Consider the following 22,519-nt stretch of genomic DNA (forward strand, 5'->3'; position numbering starts at 1 on the left):
CGCAGGCAGAGGCTTAGTTGAACAAATCGGGTTCGTAGTGTCGATTGATCGAAGCGCTAGCGGAGATCTTAGCGACACTAGAACGCGACTAACAATCAGTGGGGAATAAGGAAAACCCCCACTGATTGAAGTTTCACTTTATGCAAAAACCTGTTTCAAGTCATTCTTTGATTGCTGCAGCCAGAATCTCATAAGACGCTTTGCCCCATCAAGATCATGAAGCTTTGCCTGCCCGCATTGCTTCTCATTTGCCGCGGGGATTTCGGTAATTTCAACTGCATCTTCCATTGTAGCTTCCAGCAGATCAATTATTTCTTCAACTGACGGCTCACCGCTTACCACTAAATAATAGCCGGTCTGGCAGCCCATCGGGGAAATATCAATAATGTCGAAATGGTCATATTTTTCTGCATGAGTACGGATATTAAATGCAAGCAGATGCTCAAGTGTGTGTATGACATCCGGCTTCATCGCCTGTTTATTTGGCTGGCAGAACCGGATATCAAACTTGTTCACTAGTCCGTCACTGCCCACCTTATGGACACCGCAGTGCCTCACGTAAGGCGCTTTTACAGCATTATGATCCAGCTCGAAGCTTTCTACTGAAGGCATATAAAACACTCCCCTAAAGTTTTCCTTTTACTATAGCATAATATCCGACTAAATTCATCAAATTAATATGAAAATTATGACTTTTCCATGATAATATGTTATTTTAAAAGAAAATATGATTTAACCGGGAAAGGTAATGCCATGCTTAAAAAAATTCTCATTTCAATATTTCGTTTTTATCAAATTGTGATTTCCCCGCTCAAGCCTCCTACATGCCGGTTTTATCCGACATGTTCCCATTATGGGCTGGAGTCAGTTAAGCGATTCGGCGCCTTCAAGGGCGGCTGGCTGACAATAAAACGGATCCTTAAATGCCATCCCCTTCATCCGGGCGGTGTCGACCTGGTTCCAGAGCAATGGCCCAAAAAGAAAAAGAATTAACCCTCATATCCGTCCACTACAAGGTCAAGCTTGCCTGTGCCAGGATGAATAACAAGCCCATGCACAGGCACATCTGCCGGCATCAGCGGATGCTTTTTCACCATATGTACACTATGGGATACACTATCCTCTACATTTTCAAAACCTCTTAGCCAATCATCTGCAGCGATTCCTGAGTATGTCATCGTATCCAATGCATCGTCAGTAATGCCTCTCTCCTTCATGCTGCTGACAACCGCATCAGCCTTCATTCCACTCATGCCGCAGTCATGATGGCCAATAACAAACACTTCTTTCGCCTGCAGCTGATAAACAGCTATTAATATGCTTCTCATAATACTTCCAAATGGATGGGTTACTAAGGCTCCCGCGTTCTTAATGATTTTCACATCACCGTTTCTTACATTAAGCGCTTTTGGCAAAAGTTCTACTAAACGTGTGTCCATGCAAGTCAGAATAACCATTTTCTTATTAGGAAATTTCGTTGTTTCAAATTCTTCGTACTTTTTTTCTTCAACAAATTGCTGGTTATGGTTTAAGATCTCTTCTAAAAGTTTCAATTGTTCCACTCCCTGTCTTTTTGTGAATACTTTGATTGTAAGAGCTATTCGCTCCCATACTTGACGAAAAAATGTCAATACTAATAAAGACCTTTCACTGGCCTCTATAATTATGATACATAAAGTAGGTGCTCCAAACAAATTTTTTTCCTTGCTTTTTATCTGGATATTTTGTAAGATTACTAAGGGAAATCGTAATGGTTACGTATTAAAGGTCATAATTATAAACATTACTTAAAATATGGTCTGTACTTTAAATCGTAATAGATACGCTTTATAAAAAGGAGGAAAAAAAATGAAAAAGTCATTTTTGATATATATTCTAGGGCTAATCCTTGTTCTTTCTGGCTGTACAGGTGAAAAGAGAGAGGAGAGCAGCAGCGATAAAACTATGGTTTATACAACCGTTTATCCTCTACAATACTTTACTGAACAAATCGGAGGAGAAGCGATAGAAGTTGAAACCATCTACCCGCCGGGGTCGGATGAACACACATTTGAACCTTCTCAAAAAGATATGATGAAGCTGGCCGATTCAGATCTATTCATTTTTATAGGACTGGGTCTTGAGGGTTTTGTGGAAAAGGCAAAAGAAACATTGAAAAATGAGAATGTTAAAATGGTCGCCGCTGGAGAAAATATTGAGTTTGTCCACTCAGATGTAAATCATGATCCTGCACATGAAGAACATGCTGATGAAGCTGAGCATGAAGATGAACATGCTGACGGACACGGAGCTGAATCATCTGAAGAGGATCATGATCACAACCATGGAGATATCGACCCCCATGTTTGGCTGGATCCTTTATACTCGAAAGAATTGGCGGAATCAATTAAGGATGCTTTAGTGGAACAGATGCCTGATCAGAAAGAGCAGTTTGAACAAAATTATATGGAGCTTGCAAAGAAGCTTGATAATCTTCATTCTGATTTTGAACAGACAGTTCAAAGTGCAAAGCATAAGGAATTCATCGTTTCACACGCAGCTTATGGCTATTGGGAAGAACGGTATGGTCTGGATCAAATCAGTGTATCCGGTTTAAATTCTTCCAGCGAGCCTACTCAGAAAGAACTGCAGAAAATCATAGCAGAAGCAAAAGAACATGACTTAAAATATGTTTTTTTCGAACAAAATGTGAGCTCAAGACTGACTGAAATTCTGCAGAAAGAAATTGGCGCAGAACCGCTAATGCTTCATAATTTATCTGTCCTTACAGAAGAAAATATTACCGAAAATCAAACATATTTTACACTTATGGAAGATAATTTGGCTTCATTGAAAAAAGCGCTGAATAAATAAGCACACCAGCCTCCCGCATTGGGAGGTTTTTTTGTCTCTTAATTTAGGTAATTCAGGAAAAGATTACATAGTTGTCTTTTTTTTTGCAGAAACTATTTCCATTGAAGAAATTGAAGGGATGAAAAAGCAATGAGTGATTTATTGATTGCGAGGTCTTTATTTGGGACTACAATGGGCTTTCATATTATTTTTGCAACAATTGGAGTCGGCTTGCCGCTGATGATGCTGACAGCGGAACTTCTTTACCAGAAAACGAAGGATCTTGATTACGTCATTATGGCAAAAAGGTGGACTAAGGCATTTGCGGTGCTGCTTGGAGTAGGAATTCCGACAGGAACCATAGCAGGGACTCAGCTTTCCCTTTTATGGCCTGGTTTTATGGAGGTTATCGGCAAGGTAATGGCATTGCCATTCCAGATTGAAATCTATGCTTTCTTTATTGAAGCTTTATTTATGTCAATTTATGTGTATGCTGCCGAAAGAATCCCTCCATGGATGCGTATATCAAGCCTTATACTGGTAGCTCTTGGCGCTTTTGCCTCAGCTGTATTGATAACTAATGTTCACGCTTTTGAAGGAACACCACAGGGATTCAGGATTGTCGATGGTGAAATTGTCGATGTGGATCCATGGGCTGCATTTTTTAACCCAAGCTTTATCGTTACAGCAGGACATGTGGCACTATCAGCATATACAACAGGGGCATTTGTTGTAGCATCAGTTGCTGCTTTCAAAATGCTTAGAACTCCATTCGGAACACGAGTATATAACTTTCATAAAAAAGCACTTATGCTGAGTTTGATTGTCGGCGGAATTTTTTCTTTTCTAACAGCTATTAACGGGCATGAATCGGCTCAATACCTGCATGAGTACCAGCCGGAAAAACTAGCAGCAGCAGAGGGGCTGTTTGAAACTCAATCCTATGCTCCCCTTGCGATTGGAGGATTTACAGACCGTGAAACTCAGAGGGTTAAGTGGGGAATTGAAATTCCATGGGCACTAAGCTTTTTGGCGGGCAACAGCTTTGACACCGAAGTAGTGGGGCTGAATGATTTTCCTGAAGAAGAGTGGCCTCCGCTTTTTGTTCATACCCTCTTTAATGCGATGGTCGGAATAGGCTCATTGCTCATATTATTATCTCTTATTGCTTTCGTATGGAATAAATTCCTGAAAAGAGACCATTTTCCCAGGTTCATCATGTGGGCATTTGTTGCCTCAGGCCCGCTCGCAGTTCTTGGAATAGAATTCGGATGGGTATTTGCCTGTACCGGCCGTCAGCCCTGGACCATCTACCGGGTGCTGTCCACCGCTGATTCTGTTACGACAGCTGAGAATCTGGGGATTTTATTTATTCTTTTTGCCCTTGTGTATGTAGTGCTTGGAGTAGCAGTTGTGTTTGTTATGCTTTATTACTTTAAAAAGAATACTGTAATCGATGACATAAATAGAGCCAAACAGAAAAACGTTCCTCTATACGGATCAAACACATGAAGGAGTGAATCCAATGGCGGAAGAATTACTGGCCATCACAGTGTTATGGGGATTCGTCTTCATATATGCGGTTATGGCGACAATGGATTTTGGCGCAGGCTTCTGGTCCATGATTTACTTTAATCGGCCTAAAATAAAGGCAACAAATGTGGCAAACCGATATTTATCTCCTACCTGGGAAGTGACAAATACCTTTATCGTCGCAATTGTAGTGGCAGTTTATAGCCTTTTTCCGACTGCAGCCTACACACTGGGAACTGTACTTCTAATACCAGGAAGCATCATATTGCTCTTACTGGCGATCCGCAGTGCATTCCTGGTGTTTTCCAACATTGCGGAAGAATACAGGAAGCCGCTCACCTATATTTCAGGCTTATCCGGAATTCTTATCCCCGGATTGCTCATCAGCGTTTTGCCCATCACCCATGGAGACTTTGTTGAATTTAGTGATGGCAGGCAATCTCTGGACCTGGCACATCTTTTTACAAGCCCGAACGAATATGCTTTTATCGGCTTTGCAATCAGCAGCACATTGTTTTTGTCTTCCCTTCTCCTCGCGGACTACTCAAAAGCCTCGGAAGAGATGGAAGCTTACTCAGTATACCGCAGGGATGCAATCGTGCTTGGGCCAATTTCAATCATAATGGCATTTCTTATTATGTTTACTTTGAAAAGAGAAGCATTTTGGATTTATGAAAAGATGATAGATGATATGCCTTTGCTTTTGCTGTCTCTTGGATTGTTTCTAATAGGAGGGCTTGCCCTGTTCCTGCCATCCGTAAACAAAAAAGGAGTTAGGGGAATTCCCAGATTGGCGGTTATTGCCATAACCCTCCAATACCTTGCTGCCAGCTATGCATATGGAAAAGCTCATCTTCCCTATATCGTCTACCCTGAAGTGACTATTGCTTCTGCGTTTACTGATCCAAGTTCATTCCGGGCCATATTTGCCACCTATATCGCAGGATTCCTTATCCTTTTCCCCGGGTTCATATACTTTTGGAGCCTTTTCATGAACGACAAACGATATCTTCGGCAAAAACAAACCAAAGACCCGGCTTGATCTTCCTGCAAATGCCATGACTGAACAAAAAAAGCACTGCAGAAAATAAAGAAGTGACATGCTCCGGAAATTTGTCAATTTCAATGTGGTCACAATTTTCTGTTAAGGGGTGTTTGAAAATGGCACAAGACGTACTATGTGAAGTTAATAACTGTGCTTTCTGGAAAAATGGAAACCGATGCAGTGCAGACCAGATATACGTAGTCAGCCATACTGGCAAAACGGCAGACGACTCCAAAGAAACAGACTGCAAAACGTTCGAACCGCATTAATGGTGACAGGCACCGCCCGTATTTTGTCGAATTCCGGCAGTGCCATTAATGCATATTGCAAAAGCGGTGCATGTGCTGCACCGCTTTTTTTAATATAAATAAGTTTATTATTTTTTTTACCGGGAATGTATAGAATAACAATAACTAATAGGAGTGATACATATGTTATCGACCGTTATTTTGCTTGGAGCTGCTTTTGCCGCTGCTGCTGGATTAAGCTCCTTTGCCATTAAAGAAGATTCATTTATTAAAGACGAAATTACTCAATAATTGATCATAAAAGGCGCCGCGTATGCGCCTTATTTTTTTGCAATCAAATGAAAACCGCCGTTCTTCCAAAATAGAACGGCGGTTTTCTTCTACAAGACAAAGCATTCCTTTGCGATTGTTACTTCACTCAGTCTTTTCTCATTAATCTCATAACCAATACCCGGTTTATCAGGAACCATAATCATCCCGTTTTTTACGGTGACTTCAGGGAGAATAATATCTTCTTCCCAATATCTTTCTGATGCAGAAATATCACCGGGAATGGAAAAGCCCTCCAGAGAAGCCAGCGCAATATTATGGGCACGGGAGATTCCGAACTCGAGCATACCTCCACACCAGACTGCGATCCCTTTATCCAGGCAATAATCATGAATTTTCTTTGCTGTCCCTAAACCTCCAACCCGGCCAATTTTAATATTAATAACTTTACAGCTTCCAAGCTCGACAGCTCTTCTGGCATCATTAAAGGTAACAATACTTTCATCCAGGCAGACCGGTGTTTGCAATTCCTTCTGAAGCTTTGCATGGTCAACAATATCATCATATTCAAGCGGCTGTTCAATCATCATAAGCCCGAAGTCATCAAGCCTTTTTAACTGGTCTATATCCTCCAATGAGTAAGCTGAATTGGCGTCAGCCATGATTGGCAGATCTGGGTAATAGCGGCGGATCTCTGAGATCAATTCATAATCATTTTCGGGGCTGATCTTTATTTTGACCCTTTGATAGCCGCTTTCCAGATAGTTTTCAATTTGTCTTCTAACTTCTTCCTTAGTTTTGGCGCCAACAACTACGCCGGATAGGATCTGTTCCCTCTTACCGCCTATAAATTTAGAAAGAGAAATATCTTCTTTTTTTGCAGCCAAGTCCCATAAAGCCATTTCCAGCGCTGCTTTCGCCATTTGATTCCTTCTCAGGTCATTAAAAACACGTCCTGCATCTGAAGGATGCTTAATATCCGAATTACGCAAGATAGGGATAAGAAACTCCTTTAGCACATGATAGCTCGTCTCAACCGTTTCCTCTGTATACCAGGGGGAAGAAAAGGCGACTCCTTCCCCATATCCCTTCCGTCCTTCTTTATCAGTTACTTCAACTATAATTCCCTCTCTGTCCTTAACAGTTCCTAAATGAGTGGAAAATGGCGTTTTTAAAGGCATCGCAATTCTATACAAAGTAATAGTTTTTATATCCATGCTATTTCCCGCTTTCCCCGAGCAGTTCCCGGAGTTTCCTTCTTAATATCTTCTTAGAAGCATTCCTGGGAATTTCATTAATCATGATGATCTTTTTAGGCACTTTATACTTTGCCAGCTTCTCTAAGCAGTACTCTGTCACTTCTTTTTTATCCAGGCTTTCTTCTCCGGCAATAAAGGCGACCGGCACTTCACCCCAAACCTTGTCCTTCATGCCAATCACCCCTGCATCTGATATTTGGGAGTGTGAAGCAAGAACACCCTCAACTTCAGCAGGATAAATATTTTCCCCGCCTGAAATGATTAAGTCTGAACGCCGATCAAGTACATATAAAAATCCTTCTTGATCGACATAGCCTATATCTCCGGTTGAGAGCCAGCCATCCTTTATTTTTTTCGCAGTTTCTTCTTCACGGTTTAAATACCCTTTCGTCACATTCGGACCTTTGACAAGAATCTCACCCGCTTCTCCAGGATCCGCAAGCTCCCCATTCGGATTAACAATTTTCAGCTGGGAAGGAAATAAAGGCTTTCCGGCTGAACCTAATTTGCTGAAACTGTATTCCGGGGCCAGAGTAACAATCTGTGAAGAAGTTTCCGTCATTCCGTAAGTCTGGTAAACAGGAATAGCCTTCTCCCTGCAAACTTCCAGAAGAGATTTCGCTGCTGGACCTCCCCCTAATAACATACATCTAAAATAGTCCGGCAGCTGCTCATTTTTTAGTTCATCTGCAATCCTGGTAAGCATCGTACTCACAACAGACATGATGGTCACTTTTTCGCCGGAAATGGCTTTGATGGCTTTTTTCTCATGGAAAGATTCAAAAAGAACCATTTTCATGCCGTAGATAATGCTTCGCATTAAAATGGAATAGCCGCTAATATGAAAAATCGGAACAGCACACAGCCAGCTGTCGTTTTCATTCAGCCCTAAGTTTAATGCAGACCCCACTGCACTCCACCAATGATTACCGTAGGTTTGCAGAACGCCTTTCGGATTCCCCGTTGTGCCGGATGTATACATGACCGTACAAACCTCATTAAGACTTACTTCCTCTATTAATGCCGGCTCGGCAGGATCTTTCCTGAAGAGCTCTTCTTTATGTATCGCTGAAATTCCCCGTAAAGAGTTTACAGCCTTTTGGCTAATTCCATCAAAGGAACTCTCTGTTAAAAGGAAAGCGGACTTCGAATCATCCAGTTGCCAAATTAATTCCTCGGCAGTCAGCCTATTATTTAATATAACGGCCTTCACATCGATTAGCTGCAGCGCCAAAAGGATAAAAACACTGTCTTCATGATTTCTCAGCAGCACACCTGCAAACTGGCCTCTCGTTAATCCGGCTGCCTGTAATTGCCCTGCTATCATGTATGCACGATCATATACTTCGGAAAATGTATAGGTTTTTTCCAAAAAAGAAAGGGCTGGGCGTTCAGGTGTTAAGAATGCCCGTTTTTGAAGGAAATTCGGTACTATGTGAGCTTCCATCCTAAAACCTCATTTCATGCAATTTTTTCATATAAAAACAGCCTGATGGACTGGCCATCAAGCTGAAAAAAATAGTATACCCTCAAAATCAAGGGAAACGCGGGAATTGGCCAAAGTCCGGCTTGCGCTTTTCTTTGAATGCGTCACGGCCTTCTTTTGCTTCATCCGTTGTATAGTATAGAAGAGTTGCATCACCGGCGAATTGCTGGATTCCAGCGAGTCCATCTGTATCGGCGTTGAAAGCAGCCTTCAAGAAGCGGATAGCAGTCGGGCTCTTCTCCAGAATTTCTTCACACCACTTAATTGTTTCTTCTTCCACTTTCTCAAGTGGCACAACTGTATTAACAAGCCCCATATCCAGAGCTTCCTCGGCACCGTACTGGCGGCACAGGTACCAAATTTCGCGTGCTTTCTTATGGCCGACGATTCTTGCAAGATATCCTGAACCGTAACCTGCATCGAAGCTTCCCACTTTAGGACCTGTTTGGCCAAATACAGCGTTATCAGCTGCAATCGTTAAGTCACATACGATATGAAGAACATGGCCTCCGCCAATCGCATAGCCTTTTACCATCGCAATAACCGGCTTAGGAATGACACGGATTAAGCGCTGAAGATCCAAAACATTTAAACGAGGGATCTGATCATCTCCTACATATCCGCCATGTCCTCTGACAGATTGGTCTCCGCCTGAACAAAATGCTTTATCTCCTGCACCTGTAAGGACAATAACACCTACATTTTCATCATCACGTGCGTACGCAAATGCATCAATTAATTCCATTACGGTTCTTGGAGTAAAGGCATTATGGACTTGTGGTCTATTGATGGTAATTTTCGCAATTCCATTGTATGTTTCATACATAATCTCTTCGTACTTTTTTCCTGCAACCCATTCTACAGCTGACATACATGAATCCTCCTCAATATGTATTGTATTAGATAGCGCGATAATTGCCGCACAGCTTTGCGCCAGCAAAGGACATCATTCCTAAATCTTTACTGCTTTTGTATTAATCTCCCCTAATTGCGACAAAAACCCACTTACTATTGTACCAAATAATTCAGGTTTCTCCACATGAATTGCATGTCCTGCATTTTTAACGGCCTTCCACTGAACATTTGGCAATGCTTTCGACATCTCTTCTGCAATTCTGCAGAATTTTTGGTCCAGCTCCCCGGTCAATAGAAGGACTGGCATTTTCAGATTACCGAGCTCCTCCCACCAGGATGGCTGTGTGCCGGTGCCCATGCCATTCAGGCTGTTTGCCAGACCACCAATAGAATTGGCCATACGCTGGTTTCTTATTCGTGTTCGGATTTGATCAGGAAGATTTCTTTGGCTTTGAAATAAGGGGATATTCTCCCAATAATCGATAAAATTCACAATGCCTTCCTTCCTGATTCTGGCAGCCAGCCTGGCATCCTGCACTCTTCTTTCATGCCTTTCCTCTTCTGTCCTCAGCCCTGGGGAAGCACTTTCCAAAATCAGCGTTCGGACTTTTTCAGGATATTTAACTGCAAAAGTCAGCGCAAGCCGCCCTCCCATGGAATATCCAAGAACATCAATTTTCCCGATTCCCATCTCTTCTAAGAGACTGTTTATCACAGCGGCACACTCTTCTATTTGATAATGGCCAATATCAGATGGTGCTCCAGACTTCCCATGGCCGATGATATCCAAAGCTATTGTCTTCGAATGACCTTCCCAGAAGGGAACGAACTCTTTCCACCCCTCACTATTTCCCGTGAAGCCATGAAGAAGCAGGAGCGGAAATCCCTTACCCCACGTATCGACATGATAGTGAACTCCATTCATGACATATTTCATCGGCATTCACCCTTCCAGCAATCGACTTATTTCCCGGGAAACAGAATTCCACAATTCTCGATGCTCGGTTAAATTCCTGTCCCGGTTTGTCGTAATTTCCAATACCTTCAAGCCAGGTATGCCCATGTTCCGTTTGAAGGCTGAAATAAAATGTTCCCAATCTGATATTAAATCATATTGTCCGCCAAACATCTTAATGGCATGGCTGAAATCAAGATCCAGCGGTGTTCCGAACAGTTTTTCAAAGTTATTGGGGTAATTCGCCTGAGGAAGGAATGAAAAGATTCCGCCTCCATTATTATTAATCAGCAATATATTGATATCAATTCCATACAGCTTAGAGGCAATTAAACCATTTAAATCATGAAAGAAGGTTAAATCACCGAGCACAAGATAGAGCGGCTGGGATGCCATTCCGGCACCAAGAGCAGTTGAAACAGTGCCATCAATGCCATTTGCTCCCCTGTTAGCCATTACTTTAATGCCTTTTTGATTAAAATGGAAAAAAGTATCCAGGTCCCGAATAGGCATACTGTTTCCTACAAATAATGTCGAGCCTTCCGGCAGCATTTCAGCGAGCTGGAAAAATAATTTACCCTCGCTCAATTCATCTGCTTCATTAATATCAGCAAGCCTTACTCTTGTAAGATCATTGATTTTTTTCCATAGTGCAATGAATTCATCATTCTCGGAAGTGTTTAAATACGAGGTGACAGATTCGCAGAACAGCAGCTCATCGCAATGAATCATTTCAGTCGAGAGCAGTGAAGGATCACGCCATCCGCCGCCCCCATCAACAATAATCTGCCGGGCAGTACTGTTTTCTTTCATGAAAATGGACAATGGCTTTGATACAGGCGTAGCACCGAAGCGAATTATGACATCCGGCTTAAGCGCTTTTTTTGCATCGTCATTTTTCAAAAAGGTATCATATGCATCCATAATAAAGCTGCCATCGTGCAGTCCGCTTCTCAACTGTGATAATGGATCGGCAATGATCGGAAAGTTCAGCTTTTCCGACAGTTTAATAACGGCAGCCGGGAAGCCGGATTTTTCCAGATGACCGCAAATTATAATCCCTTTTTGTGCGGAGTTTAAAACCTGTGCCATTTCTTTGTACTCTTCGTTAGGCAAACTAAGCTTGCCACCCTGAATATTTACATACCCTTCTCTTCGTTCACTAAGCTCAAATAAATCAGCACGATCCAGCTGGGGAACTAGCGGCTCACGGAAAGGGAAATTAAGGTGAACAGGCCCAGCCGGCGAACTCTTAGCGGCGGAAGCTGCTCTCGCACATACTGTCCGGGCATAACGCAGCATTTCTGCTGAATTCTCGGGAGGGGCCATTTCAACAAACCACTTTACATTATTACCGTACAAATGGATCTGATCGATCGCCTGTGGAGCGCCTACATCCCTTAATTCATGAGGCCGGTCTGCCGTAAGCACGATTAGCGGCACCCTGGAATACCTGGCTTCCACAATGGCAGGGTAGTAATTGGCTGCAGCTGTTCCGGATGTACACAGCAAAGCTGCCGGTTTTTGGGATGCTTTAGCAATTCCCAACGCAAAAAAGGCAGCCGAACGCTCGTCTACATGAATATGTACACGAAGCTCCGGATGCTCTGCCATTACCATTGCCATCGGGGTAGAACGGGAGCCGGGACTGACCACGACATCCTCTACCCCGCTTTTTACTAGTTCAGCCACAAATGCGGCTATATATGAAGTTAAAGTTTCCTGATGATTCACTTTTCATAACCCCCAAGAGCCGTAAGCATTGGCCGGAATTTAATCTTTGTTTCCTGGTATTCGCTTTCGGCATTTGAATCCTGTACCACTCCGCAGCCTGCAAATAAGGATGCCTCATTCCCCTGGATTAGACCGGATCTTATTGCCACAGCATATTCGCCATTTCCTCTAAAATCCATCCATCCTAATGGAGCAGCATAAAAGCCGCGATCCAGCTCTTCTGCTTCTCTGATTTTTTCTACTGCTTCTCTTTTAGGCAGGCCACCAAGAGCAGGAGTCGGGTGAAGACGGTCGACTAAAGCAAGAAGTGAAGCATCTTCCCTGGTCTTTCCTATTACAGGGGTATATAGGTGCTGAATATCCCGCATTTTCATCAGCTGCGGCTCATTCGGCAGTTCAACTTCTGTGCAGGATTCTTCCATAGCTTCCTTTATCATATCCACCACATATTGATGTTCAGTCAAGTTCTTTTGATCATGCAGTAATGTTTCTCCAAGGATATGATCATCATCTTCCGTTTTGCCTCTGGGGATGGAACCTGCCAGACAAGTTGTAAACACGTTTTCCCCGTATTTTTTTATAAGGCGTTCAGGAGAGGCTCCAATAAAGCAGTCACCGTTCGATTCAAACGCAAAGATAAAGCTTTCACTTTGCATTTTCATGAGATTCTGGAGAACTCTTTCTATCTCAATCGGCTTTTCATAAATGAGCCTGGATTCCCTCGCAAGCACAACCTTTTTTAATAGGGATCCTGTTTTTAGTTCATCAACAATTTCATCCACTGTCTCCATCCATTTTTCCGGATTGATATCCGCTTCTTCCTGAAGAGTGTTTGCACTCTCAGGATGATAATCATTGATTGAACCTATTAGCATGCTTCTTTCAGCGGCTATCTTTTCAAAAAGTGATTCACTATCATGCTGTGTACAGACAACATTTGTTGTCAAAAAGGCTTGTCCATTGATTTCACTATACATATAAGCCGGCACATGAAAAAGGGAATTGGAATACTTTGACCAAAGCTTTGTTTTCTGCTTCAGCGGGTCAAAAGAAAAACCGCCAAATATCACGGGCCCTGTTGCATTTTCATTATAAGGGTTAAAAATAATACTGTTATTAATAAAACGCTTCCATTCCTTTTCAACCCGTTTAAATCTGTCTGTACTTTCGTCTGACTGGATTTGCCTGCAGATGCCAAGCCCGATTATATAAGCTTCACTGGAAGGATCCTTCCAGAAAAAGCGTTCACCAAAAAAACGGCTCTTTCCTGCCGCATAAAAAGAAAGGGGGTCTATATGATTTATTTTTTTCACTTCACTCACTAAAACAGGCTTTGATAAGGCTTTGGCCCTTTCAATCGCCTCCTGGATCCCTTCTTTTAGTTCCGTATCTTGTATCGTAACCAAAAAAATCCCTCCAATAACAGCTTAAATTGCCGTTATCCTACTTTAAACTTATTCTAAGATACACCTGTGATTCAAGGAATGTCAATGATGTCAATCCTGCCATTCCTTTATTGTATCCTTTATATTATAGCTTACTTTCGGCATCTATAATATCAATTAACTCTGGTTCACTGTAAATAACTGTTACGTTATAACAACCATGGCAAATACCGGTACATTTTACGGCAATAATACGTTGACACTCCTGCGGTATTTACCTAAACTTAAGGTGTTTGGTATAGTTGGCTTATGGGGGGTTACTTTGACAATACCCTGATAATCAGTTAAAATAAACAAGTTTGAATGATGCAATGGTTGATACCATTACAGAATAGATAATTAAGGGGAGAGTTATCATGCAACCACAAGCACAGACCAATTTTCCGCCTGCTTCCGGCTCAAAGAACTGGAGAGTCTGGTGGCAGCTGACCAGGCCGCATACTTTGACCGCTGCTTTTGTTCCGGTTTTACTTGGAACAGCTCTTGCAATGGAACTTACCGAAATAAATTTCAGCCTGTTTTTTGCCATGCTGGCAGCAAGTCTGCTGATTCAGGCTGCTACCAATATGTTTAACGAATATTATGATTTCAAAAGAGGGCTTGATACGGAAGACTCTGTTGGAATCGGCGGAGCGATTGTCCGTGAAGGAATCAAACCAAAAACGGTCCTGAATTTGGCTTTTGGGCTTTACGGGATTTCGATATTGCTTGGTTTCTATATTTGCATGAACACAAGCTGGTGGATTGCAGCAATCGGACTTGCCTCCATGGCAGTAGGATATTTATATACAGGCGGTCCTCTTCCGATTGCCTACACACCATTTGGTGAATTATTCGCAGGTTTTTTCATGGGCATGCTAATCATTCTTATTTCTTTCTATATCCAGGCAGGAACCGTAACCGCAACAAGTGTTTTAGTTTCGTTCCCTATATTGATTCTTGTTGGCGCCATTCTGCTGGCCAATAATATCAGAGACTTGGATGGCGACAAGGAGTTCGGCCGTAAAACATTGGCTATTCTTTTAGGAAAAAAAGGAGCAATTAACCTGCTTGCCGGTATGTTCATCGTGTCTTATGCATGGGTCTTCATATTAATCGCCATGAGCATCATAACACCATGGCTTGCTATCGTTGTCCTTAGTGCGCCTAAGGCCATTAAAGCAACGAAAGGCTTCATCGGCAAAACACTTCCGATGCAAATGATGCCTGCGATGAAAGCAACTGCACAGACAAATACAATCTTTGGCTTCCTTTTATCAGTAGGCCTGTTTCTCGGATATCTACTATAATCATTTAATAAACCCCTGCTTCTAAGGCAGGGGTTTTTTGTTTGGAAAAAATCAGCAGATGCCGTCATCCTGGTTTCATCCCCTTTTTAACGGGTAATTTTTACTTAAGGAAGATGCAGGCCGTAAAATTACTTCTTCCGTTATGATTTTGCAAACTACGTCCATACTAAACCCATATGGACTAAGATTTGATATCCGGCGGAGCAAAACTGTCAGAGCTCGGCTTTATTATAAGCTTGACTATCAGATCAACAGGCATTTATAAAAATCATCAAAACTAAGGATGTGACATAATATGTTGACCAATGAACAGATCAGCACTTTAAAAAAGGAATTGAATGATGAAAAGGAATCACTGGAGTCCCAGCTGCAGGGCAATAAAGAAGGCAGTCTGGAAGGAGCAAGCGCCAGAGATGCAGTAGGAGAGCTATCTCTATATGATAACCATCCCGCAGATATGGGTTCTGAACTTTATGAACGCGAAAAGGATTTTGCATTAGAAGAGCACCATGACTCTGAACTCAATAAAGTGAATGCTGCACTAAAGGCAATTGAAGATGGTTCATACGGTAAGTGTAAACAGTGCGGTTCTGATATTCCATACGAGCGGCTGGAAGTGATTCCGGCAACCCTTTACTGTAAGGATCATAGTCCTGAACAAAATGTGCCGGGAGACCGTCCTGTTGAGGAAGATGTGCTTGAACCTGCTCATGGGAATACCTTTCAGCATCATCAATTCAGGGAAGTAGTAGATAATGAAGACAGCTTTCAGGAAGTTGCCCGTTTTGGCACTTCTGAGACACCCTCTGATTTAAGGGGGGACTATGAAGATTACAATTCCCTTTATAATGAAGGTCATGATGACGAAGGTTTTACAGAAGATTATGAGACATTTGTCGGAAATGACCTTGAAGGCAAGGAGAGAAAAATCTATCCTTCCAAGAAACAGGAAGAGTATGAAGCCATGCTGGATGAAAATGATATCGAAGCACCTTTCGGGGATGTGCCGTATCATGAGACTGACGGCTATGTGGATGAAGATAAGGATTAAAGTAAAAGCGATGCAGCTGCATCGCTTTTTTATGTCAAATGGCAAAATAAGATACCCTTATTTATATTTATAGTTTGGATTCGATATCCTGGATAATCTCATCAATCGTATCGGAAACGTCGTTTGTGCGGCGGGCAATGGAGATGCTGAATTCCAGCAGTTCTTTATAATTTTTCACCGGAATAGAATCACTTGTTTTCTCGAATTCATTTAGTTGCAGTCCAATATTTTGAAGATGCAGCAAAACTTCTTCCATTGATCCTCTCTCGATTTGGTACATTTAACAGCTACCCCCTTTATATCTAATGATTTCATTATCAGGGTTTTTAAACCTTTTTTGTAGTGGAAATTATTGTTAATATTTTCGCTTTGCAGAGTAAAACTTTGCCACAAAGGAAATATTAGTTTTAGAATAAATTGCTGGGAGGTTCATTATGTCCGCACAAATGAAAGCAGCATGCTTTTCAGAATATGACAACCTTGAACAAGTGGTGTTATGTGAACCGAAGTACATGACGATTGTGGATACTATTAACGAAACACAGAAGCATTATAAAAAAGAAGGAATTAATATCGACGTGGCGATGAAACAGCACAGGCACTTTGTCAGTGCATTGAAGGATCAGGGGATCGAAGTCGTTTTACTGCCCCCGTTTGAAAAATACCCTGAGCAGGTTTTTACCCGTGACATCGGATTTACGCTTGGAGAAAAGGTGTATGTTGCCGAAATGGCTGCTGATATCCGGCAGGGGGAGGAAAATGTTCTGAGACAATGGCTGGAAGTAAATCAGGTTCCTTTTTACAACCTTACGGGTGATCGTATAGAAGGAGGTGACGTTCTCATCGATGGCAAAACTATATATGCCGGAGTCAGCAGCCGGACCCACGAGGAAGCAATTGAGCACCTTCGCAGCCTTATGCCTGAATATGAAGTCGTATCCGTCCCCTTCACTGATACATATCTTCACCTTGATTGTGTATTTAATATCATTTCACCTGAGGAAGCTCTTATTTTTCCAGGAGAGATTCATGGGGAGAAAGTAAAAATGCTGGAATCGCGCTATGATTTAATAAAAGTGTCGGAAGAGGAGCAATTCACACTCGGAACGAACGTCCTCTCAATTGGCAATAAAAAAATCTTCAGCCTTCCCATTAATAAGAATGTCAATAAAGAACTAAGGTCCAAGGGCTATGAAGTCATTGAGGTAGACATTACTGAAATTATTAAATCCGGAGGTGCCTTCCGCTGCTGTACCATGCCGGTTAGGCGCAGTAAAGGGTAAATAATGATTATAGAATCTCAGAAAAACGCCTTTTTATGATTAACTGCTATTTTCTCATAGGCTTCTACAGTTTGGGAGTTAATCCCCCTGATTAACTCCCATTTTCTCTTGACCACTTTCATTTTGGGCGTTATTCCCCCTGATTAACTCCCTTTTTCTCTTGAGCACCTTCATTTTGGGCGTTATTCCCCCTGATTAACTCCCATTTTCTCTTGACCACTTTCATTTTGGGCGTTATTCCCGCTGATTAACTCCCTTTTTCACTTGAGCACTTTCCTTTTGGGCGTTATTCGCACTACTAAACAAAAACAGCCTCTTCTCACAAGAAGGGCTGTTCTTCTTTTTACTTATTCATCAACTCAACGCCAGCGGGTTTGATTTTCCAGATTTCGCGCGCATATTCGCTGATTGTGCGGTCGCTTGAAAAATAGCCTGAGCCGGCAATGTTCATTAAGCTCATTTTCAGCCAATGATCCCGATCCTCATAAGCCATCCCGGCTTCTTTCTGGATATTTACGTACGAAGCAAAATCCCTCAACACAAAGTATTGGTCATTTTCCATCAGCAGGGAGTCAAATATAGGCTCGAACTCATCATCAGCATCCGGGAAAAATCCATTCACAAGCTGGTCGATGACCTGGCGGATTCGCTTATCATGATGGTAATACTCTCTGGAATTATAACCGCCATTCTGGTAATAGCTGAGCACCTCATCTGCCGTTAATCCAAAGATGAAGATATTGTCATCTCCTGCTTTTTCTTTTATCTCAATATTGGCTCCATCCAGTGTACCAACTGTCAAAGCGCCATTCATCATGAATTTCATATTCCCTGTACCGGAAGCTTCCTTGCTTGCTGCAGAAATCTGCTCGCTGATATCTGCAGCGGGGAAAATTTCCTCTGCCAGTGAAACCCGGTAATTTTCAAGAAAGATAACCTTTAGAACATCTCTTGTCTGCGGGTCATTGTTCACTTTTTCAGCAACGGTATTAATTAATTTGATGATTTTCTTTGCGTAGTAATAGCCAGGGGAAGCTTTTGCTCCAAAAATAAAAGTCCGCGGGTGCATGCGGAAATTGGAATCTTCCTTCAGCCTGTTATATAAATGCATAACATGCAGAATATTTAACAGCTGGCGTTTATAAGCATGCAGACGCTTAACCTGAATGTCAAAAATCGAAGACGTATCAACTTTAATGCCCTGCTGCTCCTGAATGCGCTTCGCCAATCTTTCCTTGTTCAATTGCTTAATCTGATGCAGCTGACCAAGGAAAACCCTATCATTCTTAAAATCTGCCAGCTCGCGAAGCTTTTCCGGTTCCCGAATCCAGCCTGCCCCAATGGTCTCATTTATAAGACCAGATAAAAGCGGATTGGCTTTCAGCAGCCATCTTCTGTGTGTAATCCCATTGGTTTTATTATTAAATTTCTCAGGAAAAATTTCATAAAACTGAATCATTTCCCGCTTCTTTAAGATTTCTGTATGAAGGGCGGCAACACCATTTACGCTGGAGCTTCCGACAAGGGCAAGGTGTGCCATCTTTACCTGGTCGTGCGCGATGATCGCCATATCCTCAATCCGCTTCCAGTCACCCGGATATCTGTCCCAAAGATCGCGGCAAAAACGTTCATTGATTTCATTCACTATCATAAAAATCCGCGGCAGCAAAGGCTGGAAAATGCGGACAGGCCATTTCTCCAAAGCCTCTGAAAGAGTTGTATGATTTGTATAGGCTATCGTCCGGACTGTAATAACCCAGGCTTCCTCCCAGCCCATTCCCTCTTCATCCAGCAGGATTCTCATAAGTTCAGGAATGGCAAGAACCGGATGTGTATCATTAATATGAATGCTCACATATTCATGGAAATCTCTTAAACTGGCATGCTGCTTTCGATAGGAACGCACAATGGAACGGATACTGGCCGAAACAAGAAAGTATTGCTGCTTTAGCCTCAGGATCTTCCCCTCATCATGGGTATCATCAGGATATAGAAACTCGGAAACAGATTCGGTTTCCCGTTTATATTTTAAAATATCATGATTTACAGGATAAGGTGACGGTTCAGCATTCCATAGCCTGAGAGTGTTAATCGTATCTGTTTGATAGCCGGCGACAGGCATATCGTAGGGGACAGCCGAAATAGTTTCCGCATTTACATGGCGGAACACAAGCCTGCCGTTGTCCTCTGCCGTTTCAACTTTGCCCCAAAAAGGAACCTCAATGGCCAGGTCGGCTTTTCGGACTTCCCATACATGGCCGTTTCGCAGCCACTGCTCCGGAAGCTCCACTTGATAGCCATCCACAATTTTCTGTTCAAAAAGGCCATGCTTATAGCGAATTCCACAGCCATGGCCGGGTAGGTTTAAGGATGCCAGCGAGTCCATAAAGCAAGCCGCAAGACGTCCCAGTCCCCCGTTTCCCAGCCCTGCATCTGCTTCAATTTCTTCAAGGCGGTTGAGATCAATGCCCAGATCTGCCAGGCCATCTTTTACAACCTGCTCAATTCCCAGGTTTATCAGATTATGATGAAGCAGGCGGCCCAATAAAAACTCGATGGATAAGTAATATACCTGCTTTTCACGGTCGATGCGGTACCGCTCATTTGTATTAATCCACTCTGTGCTCACATGTTCCCTGATCATATTTCCGAGCGTGAAGTAATGATCTCTTTCTGTGCTTTCGCCGAAGCTTTTTCCACAGGTCATCTCCAATTTTTTCAGGAATTCCTCTTTGAACTCATCGCGATCAGAAAACATGGCTTTCACTCCTTGAAACAAGGCCTGCATATAGCTGATTGTATTTGAAAGCAGATTGCGCCCAGCTATTATCCATACCCATTGCATTTTTCATAATCTTCTCCCATGTTTTGCTGTCACTGTAAAAGTTTATTGCTCTTCTAATGGTGTACAGCATGTCATGGGCATTAAAATGGCTGAAGGAAAAACCGTTTCCTTCTCCTGTGACTTCATTGTAAGAAAGAACAGTATCATTTAACCCGCCTGTTTCCCTTACGATGGGAATGGAGCCATATCTCATCGCAATCATCTGCCCTAACCCGCAGGGCTCAAATTGGGAAGGCATTAAGAATAAATCGGACCCTGCATAGAATTCATGTGCAAGGCCTTCATCAAACCCAATATATGCTTTGCACTTATCCGGGTAGGCCGCTTCCACCTCCCTGAAAAATTGCTCAAACTCAGGATCTCCAGTCCCCAAAACAAGGACTTGAATGTCATCCTGCATAAGCTCATGGAACACACATTTAACCAGATCCAGGCCCTTTTGCTTTGTCAGCCTCGTAACCATGGCTATCAGAGGAACCTCTTCCTTCACCGGCAAGCTGAATTTTTTCTGAAGATCCATCTTATTTTCTTTTTTAATCTGAAGCTTTTCAAAGGTATAGTTCTCTTTTATAAATGGATCCTTCTCAGGATTATAAAACTCATCATCAATTCCATTTAAGATTCCTTCCAGATCATAAGCTCTGCGCTTCAATAAATCATGCAGCTTCTCACCGTAATACTCGGTTTGAATTTCATCTTTATAGGTAGGGCTGACTGTTGTAATTTTATCAGCAGCGACAAGTCCGCCCTTCATAAAATTGATATTTCCGAAGAATTCAAGCTTATCCGGATGAAATTGGCTATAGTCAAGCCCTAATAAATCCCCAAGAGCAGCCCCTGGCATAATCCCCTGAAACTGAAGGTTATGAATGGTGAAGACTGTCCGAATGAATTCATACCCCTTTTTCGCACGATACTCAACCCTGTGCAGAAAAGGAATCATCCCGGTATGCCAATCATGGCTGTGAATAACATCTGGACAATAATCAATATGCTGAAGAGCATCCAGCACGGCCCGGTTAAAATAGGCAAACCGCTCTCCATCGTCAAAATAGCCATATAATTTTTCACGGTTAAAATAGTATTCATTATCCACAAAATAGAATGTAATTCCCTGGTGCTCAAGTTCTGCAATTCCACAATACTGGTTTCTCCAGCCAACCTGAACTGTAAACTCGCACTTTTTAGACATTTTCTTTTTTAAGTCATCTGATATGGAACCATACTTCGGAAGAATCACCCGTACGTCAGTCCCCTGTTTGGCAAGCTCTTTCGGGAGTGAACCGGCTACGTCGGCAAGACCTCCGGATTTGACGAATGGAACACATTCAGAAACAGCAAACAATACTTTCACGAGTTCATCAGCGCTCCTTGTACGGTACCTTTGCGAATTACCAGAGGCATTTCACTTCTTCCCTCAATTCTGGCACCGGATTCTACCTTAACATCTTTATCTAAAATAACAGAGTCTAAAACACAGTTCTCGCCAATTTGGGTTTTTTGCATGATTATACAATTTTTCACGACTGAGCCCTTGCCAATTTTGACGCCGCGGGAGATAATGCTGTTCTCGACTGTTCCTTCAATCATGCATCCATTTGCAATCATCGAATTCTTTGCGCTCGCACCTTTTACATAACGGGTTGGCGGTTCATCTTTTACTTTTGTGTAAATGGGCTGGCTGCGCAGAAAAATATTTTTCCATGCCTCCGGTTCCAATAGCCCAATGCTGGCAGCAAAGTAATTTTCAATGGAATCAATCATGACAGCCAAGCCGGTATATTCATAATTGCATATCGTGTACGAATGGTGGATATCTGTAACAACATCACTCATGCACGTGTATCCTGTTTCGTTTCTATTTTCTATTAAACTAATAAGCAGCGAGGTTTTTACAAGGTACATTTCCAGCGAGCGTCCATCCTGGCGAACAACTGTAATATCACACCCCGTCATAATATGTCTATCCAGAACAGGCCTGAAATCCATATTAAAAACGGTGAAACAGTTTGAGATCAAGGCATACTCCTGCTTGCTGCGATAAAAATAATCCAAATTCGCAGCAAAGTGATTGAAAGATCCGATCCCTTTACTAGGACTATCCAGCAAAGGAGACGGAAAAAAGAATAGCCCATCCCTTTTTCTGTTTAAGTCCCAGTTTTTCCCTGAACCAAGATGATCCATTAGAGAGCGATATTGATACTTCGGAAATATGGCAACACTCTCAATATCCGAGTTGACCATATTTGAGAGAACAAAATCGATCAGCCTATAGCGGCCTGCAAACGGAACAGCTGCGAGCGACCTGTGTACTGTCAATTCCTCTAAACCTTCATGGTAGGTTGTTGCGTCTATTACACCAAGCATTCTCTTCTTCATGACATTCCCT

20 protein-coding genes are annotated in these 22,519 nt (G+C 42.4%); 8 read left to right on the top strand and 12 right to left on the bottom strand.

The features are described 5' to 3' along the window. Positions 1-138: 138 nt before the first annotated feature. Positions 139-612, bottom strand: a complete 474-nt coding sequence (locus NAF01_RS20570) for an S-ribosylhomocysteine lyase (RefSeq protein ID WP_197248456.1) — start codon at positions 610-612, stop codon at positions 139-141. 141 nt (positions 613-753) lie between these two features. Here NAF01_RS20570 and yidD point away from each other — a divergent pair, with 141 nt between their 5' ends. Beyond that, positions 754-993 (top strand): membrane protein insertion efficiency factor YidD, encoded by a 240-nt coding sequence (gene yidD, locus NAF01_RS20575; RefSeq protein ID WP_048011104.1) that lies wholly within the window; start codon positions 754-756, stop codon positions 991-993. Here yidD and NAF01_RS20580 read toward each other — a convergent pair. Continuing rightward, on the bottom strand, positions 990-1,553 hold the full coding sequence (locus NAF01_RS20580) for a beta-class carbonic anhydrase (RefSeq protein ID WP_076263309.1): 564 nt from the start codon (positions 1,551-1,553) through the stop codon (positions 990-992). The two genes, yidD and NAF01_RS20580, sit on opposite strands and share 4 nt — an antisense overlap. Positions 1,554-1,848: 295 nt before the next feature. On the opposite strand from NAF01_RS20580, the gene NAF01_RS20585 reads away from it, so the two are divergent. The 4 genes from NAF01_RS20585 to NAF01_RS20600 all read left to right on the top strand — a co-directional run bounded on the left by NAF01_RS20585 (position 1,849) and on the right by NAF01_RS20600 (position 5,679). Next, complete coding sequence (locus tag NAF01_RS20585) at positions 1,849-2,853, top strand: metal ABC transporter substrate-binding protein (protein ID WP_197212964.1); 1,005 nt, start codon at positions 1,849-1,851, stop codon at positions 2,851-2,853. Positions 2,854-2,982: 129 nt separating this feature from the next. After that, on the top strand, positions 2,983-4,344 hold the full coding sequence (locus tag NAF01_RS20590; protein WP_197248460.1) for a cytochrome ubiquinol oxidase subunit I: 1,362 nt from the start codon (positions 2,983-2,985) through the stop codon (positions 4,342-4,344). A 13-nt stretch (positions 4,345-4,357) separates the two neighbouring features. Further along, positions 4,358-5,407: a cytochrome d ubiquinol oxidase subunit II gene (locus NAF01_RS20595; RefSeq protein ID WP_035330424.1), complete on the top strand. Its 1,050-nt coding sequence runs from the start codon at positions 4,358-4,360 to the stop codon at positions 5,405-5,407. A 119-nt stretch (positions 5,408-5,526) separates the two neighbouring features. Further along, a complete protein-coding gene (locus tag NAF01_RS20600; protein WP_197212962.1) occupies positions 5,527-5,679 on the top strand; it encodes a DUF1540 domain-containing protein in 153 nt (50 codons plus the stop codon). Positions 5,680-6,038: 359 nt separating this feature from the next. On the opposite strand, the gene menC is transcribed toward NAF01_RS20600, so the two are convergent. The 6 genes from menC to NAF01_RS20630 all read right to left on the bottom strand — a co-directional run bounded on the left by menC (position 6,039) and on the right by NAF01_RS20630 (position 13,623). Continuing rightward, positions 6,039-7,145 (bottom strand): o-succinylbenzoate synthase, encoded by a 1,107-nt coding sequence (gene menC, locus NAF01_RS20605; protein WP_250801051.1) that lies wholly within the window; start codon positions 7,143-7,145, stop codon positions 6,039-6,041. 1 nt (position 7,146) lies between these two features. Continuing rightward, positions 7,147-8,634, bottom strand: a complete 1,488-nt coding sequence (locus NAF01_RS20610) for an o-succinylbenzoate--CoA ligase (RefSeq protein ID WP_163144808.1) — start codon at positions 8,632-8,634, stop codon at positions 7,147-7,149. Between the two features lie 88 nt (positions 8,635-8,722). Next, complete coding sequence (gene menB / locus NAF01_RS20615; RefSeq protein ID WP_048011098.1) at positions 8,723-9,544, bottom strand: 1,4-dihydroxy-2-naphthoyl-CoA synthase; 822 nt, start codon at positions 9,542-9,544, stop codon at positions 8,723-8,725. 81 nt (positions 9,545-9,625) lie between these two features. After that, the gene (menH, locus tag NAF01_RS20620; RefSeq protein ID WP_197248466.1) at positions 9,626-10,465 is read right to left on the bottom strand and encodes a 2-succinyl-6-hydroxy-2,4-cyclohexadiene-1-carboxylate synthase; all 840 of its coding nucleotides are present in this window, start codon (positions 10,463-10,465) and stop codon (positions 9,626-9,628) included. A 6-nt stretch (positions 10,466-10,471) separates the two neighbouring features. Then, a complete protein-coding gene (menD, locus tag NAF01_RS20625) occupies positions 10,472-12,217 on the bottom strand; it encodes a 2-succinyl-5-enolpyruvyl-6-hydroxy-3-cyclohexene-1-carboxylic-acid synthase (RefSeq protein WP_250801052.1) in 1,746 nt (581 codons plus the stop codon). Beyond that, positions 12,214-13,623 carry an isochorismate synthase gene (locus NAF01_RS20630; protein WP_197212951.1) on the bottom strand — a complete coding sequence of 470 codons (1,410 nt, stop codon included), beginning with the start codon at positions 13,621-13,623 and terminating at the stop codon, positions 12,214-12,216. Before NAF01_RS20630 ends, menD begins: the two co-directional genes overlap by 4 nt. Before the next feature lie 395 nt (positions 13,624-14,018). Between NAF01_RS20630 and NAF01_RS20635 the strand changes: the two genes are divergently transcribed. Both NAF01_RS20635 and NAF01_RS20640 read left to right on the top strand, forming a co-directional pair. Next, positions 14,019-14,951 carry a 1,4-dihydroxy-2-naphthoate polyprenyltransferase gene (locus NAF01_RS20635; RefSeq protein WP_197248475.1) on the top strand — a complete coding sequence of 311 codons (933 nt, stop codon included), beginning with the start codon at positions 14,019-14,021 and terminating at the stop codon, positions 14,949-14,951. Positions 14,952-15,246: 295 nt separating this feature from the next. Continuing rightward, positions 15,247-16,002 carry a TraR/DksA C4-type zinc finger protein gene (locus NAF01_RS20640; RefSeq protein ID WP_197212949.1) on the top strand — a complete coding sequence of 252 codons (756 nt, stop codon included), beginning with the start codon at positions 15,247-15,249 and terminating at the stop codon, positions 16,000-16,002. Between the two features lie 67 nt (positions 16,003-16,069). Here the strand turns inward: NAF01_RS20640 and NAF01_RS20645 are convergent, their stop codons facing one another. After that, positions 16,070-16,282, bottom strand: a complete 213-nt coding sequence (locus tag NAF01_RS20645) for a hypothetical protein (RefSeq protein ID WP_048011093.1) — start codon at positions 16,280-16,282, stop codon at positions 16,070-16,072. Positions 16,283-16,436: 154 nt separating this feature from the next. Here NAF01_RS20645 and NAF01_RS20650 point away from each other — a divergent pair, with 154 nt between their 5' ends. Next, entirely contained in the window at positions 16,437-17,285 is an 849-nt protein-coding gene (locus NAF01_RS20650) for a dimethylarginine dimethylaminohydrolase family protein (protein WP_250801053.1), read from the top strand. A 343-nt stretch (positions 17,286-17,628) separates the two neighbouring features. Here the strand turns inward: NAF01_RS20650 and NAF01_RS20655 are convergent, their stop codons facing one another. Genes NAF01_RS20655 through NAF01_RS20665 form a run of 3 tightly spaced genes read right to left on the bottom strand, consistent with a single transcriptional unit; the run spans position 17,629 to position 22,509 of the window. Further along, entirely contained in the window at positions 17,629-20,043 is a 2,415-nt protein-coding gene (locus tag NAF01_RS20655) for a glycogen/starch/alpha-glucan phosphorylase (protein WP_250801054.1), read from the bottom strand. Further along, complete coding sequence (glgA, locus tag NAF01_RS20660) at positions 20,033-21,484, bottom strand: glycogen synthase GlgA (protein ID WP_250801055.1); 1,452 nt, start codon at positions 21,482-21,484, stop codon at positions 20,033-20,035. Before glgA ends, NAF01_RS20655 begins: the two co-directional genes overlap by 11 nt. Continuing rightward, positions 21,481-22,509: a GlgC family sugar phosphate nucleotidyltransferase gene (locus NAF01_RS20665; RefSeq protein ID WP_222500089.1), complete on the bottom strand. Its 1,029-nt coding sequence runs from the start codon at positions 22,507-22,509 to the stop codon at positions 21,481-21,483. The genes glgA and NAF01_RS20665 overlap by 4 nt, the downstream gene beginning before the upstream one ends. Between the last annotated feature and the right edge of the window lie 10 nt (positions 22,510-22,519).

Origin of the sequence: Cytobacillus firmus (assembly GCF_023657595.1) — a bacterium.
Classification (GTDB): domain Bacteria; phylum Bacillota; class Bacilli; order Bacillales; family Cytobacillaceae; genus Cytobacillus; species Cytobacillus firmus_B.

Bases quoted from the DNA above. Each gene is read 5' to 3' on its own strand.
- NAF01_RS20570 (WP_197248456.1), bottom strand. From the start codon at position 612: ATGCCTTCAGTAGAAAGCTTCGAGCTGGATCATAATGCTGTAAAAGCG.
- yidD (WP_048011104.1), top strand. From the start codon at position 754: ATGCTTAAAAAAATTCTCATTTCAATATTTCGTTTTTATCAAATTGTG.
- NAF01_RS20585 (WP_197212964.1), top strand. From the start codon at position 1,849: ATGAAAAAGTCATTTTTGATATATATTCTAGGGCTAATCCTTGTTCTT.
- NAF01_RS20590 (WP_197248460.1), top strand. From the start codon at position 2,983: ATGAGTGATTTATTGATTGCGAGGTCTTTATTTGGGACTACAATGGGC.
- NAF01_RS20595 (WP_035330424.1), top strand. From the start codon at position 4,358: ATGGCGGAAGAATTACTGGCCATCACAGTGTTATGGGGATTCGTCTTC.
- NAF01_RS20600 (WP_197212962.1), top strand. From the start codon at position 5,527: ATGGCACAAGACGTACTATGTGAAGTTAATAACTGTGCTTTCTGGAAA.
- menC (WP_250801051.1), bottom strand. From the start codon at position 7,145: ATGGATATAAAAACTATTACTTTGTATAGAATTGCGATGCCTTTAAAA.
- NAF01_RS20610 (WP_163144808.1), bottom strand. From the start codon at position 8,634: ATGGAAGCTCACATAGTACCGAATTTCCTTCAAAAACGGGCATTCTTA.
- menB (WP_048011098.1), bottom strand. From the start codon at position 9,544: ATGTCAGCTGTAGAATGGGTTGCAGGAAAAAAGTACGAAGAGATTATG.
- menH (WP_197248466.1), bottom strand. From the start codon at position 10,465: ATGAAATATGTCATGAATGGAGTTCACTATCATGTCGATACGTGGGGT.
- NAF01_RS20635 (WP_197248475.1), top strand. From the start codon at position 14,019: ATGCAACCACAAGCACAGACCAATTTTCCGCCTGCTTCCGGCTCAAAG.
- NAF01_RS20640 (WP_197212949.1), top strand. From the start codon at position 15,247: ATGTTGACCAATGAACAGATCAGCACTTTAAAAAAGGAATTGAATGAT.
- NAF01_RS20645 (WP_048011093.1), bottom strand. From the start codon at position 16,282: ATGTACCAAATCGAGAGAGGATCAATGGAAGAAGTTTTGCTGCATCTT.
- NAF01_RS20650 (WP_250801053.1), top strand. From the start codon at position 16,437: ATGTCCGCACAAATGAAAGCAGCATGCTTTTCAGAATATGACAACCTT.
- NAF01_RS20655 (WP_250801054.1), bottom strand. From the start codon at position 20,043: ATGTTTTCTGATCGCGATGAGTTCAAAGAGGAATTCCTGAAAAAATTG.
- NAF01_RS20665 (WP_222500089.1), bottom strand. From the start codon at position 22,509: ATGAAGAAGAGAATGCTTGGTGTAATAGACGCAACAACCTACCATGAA.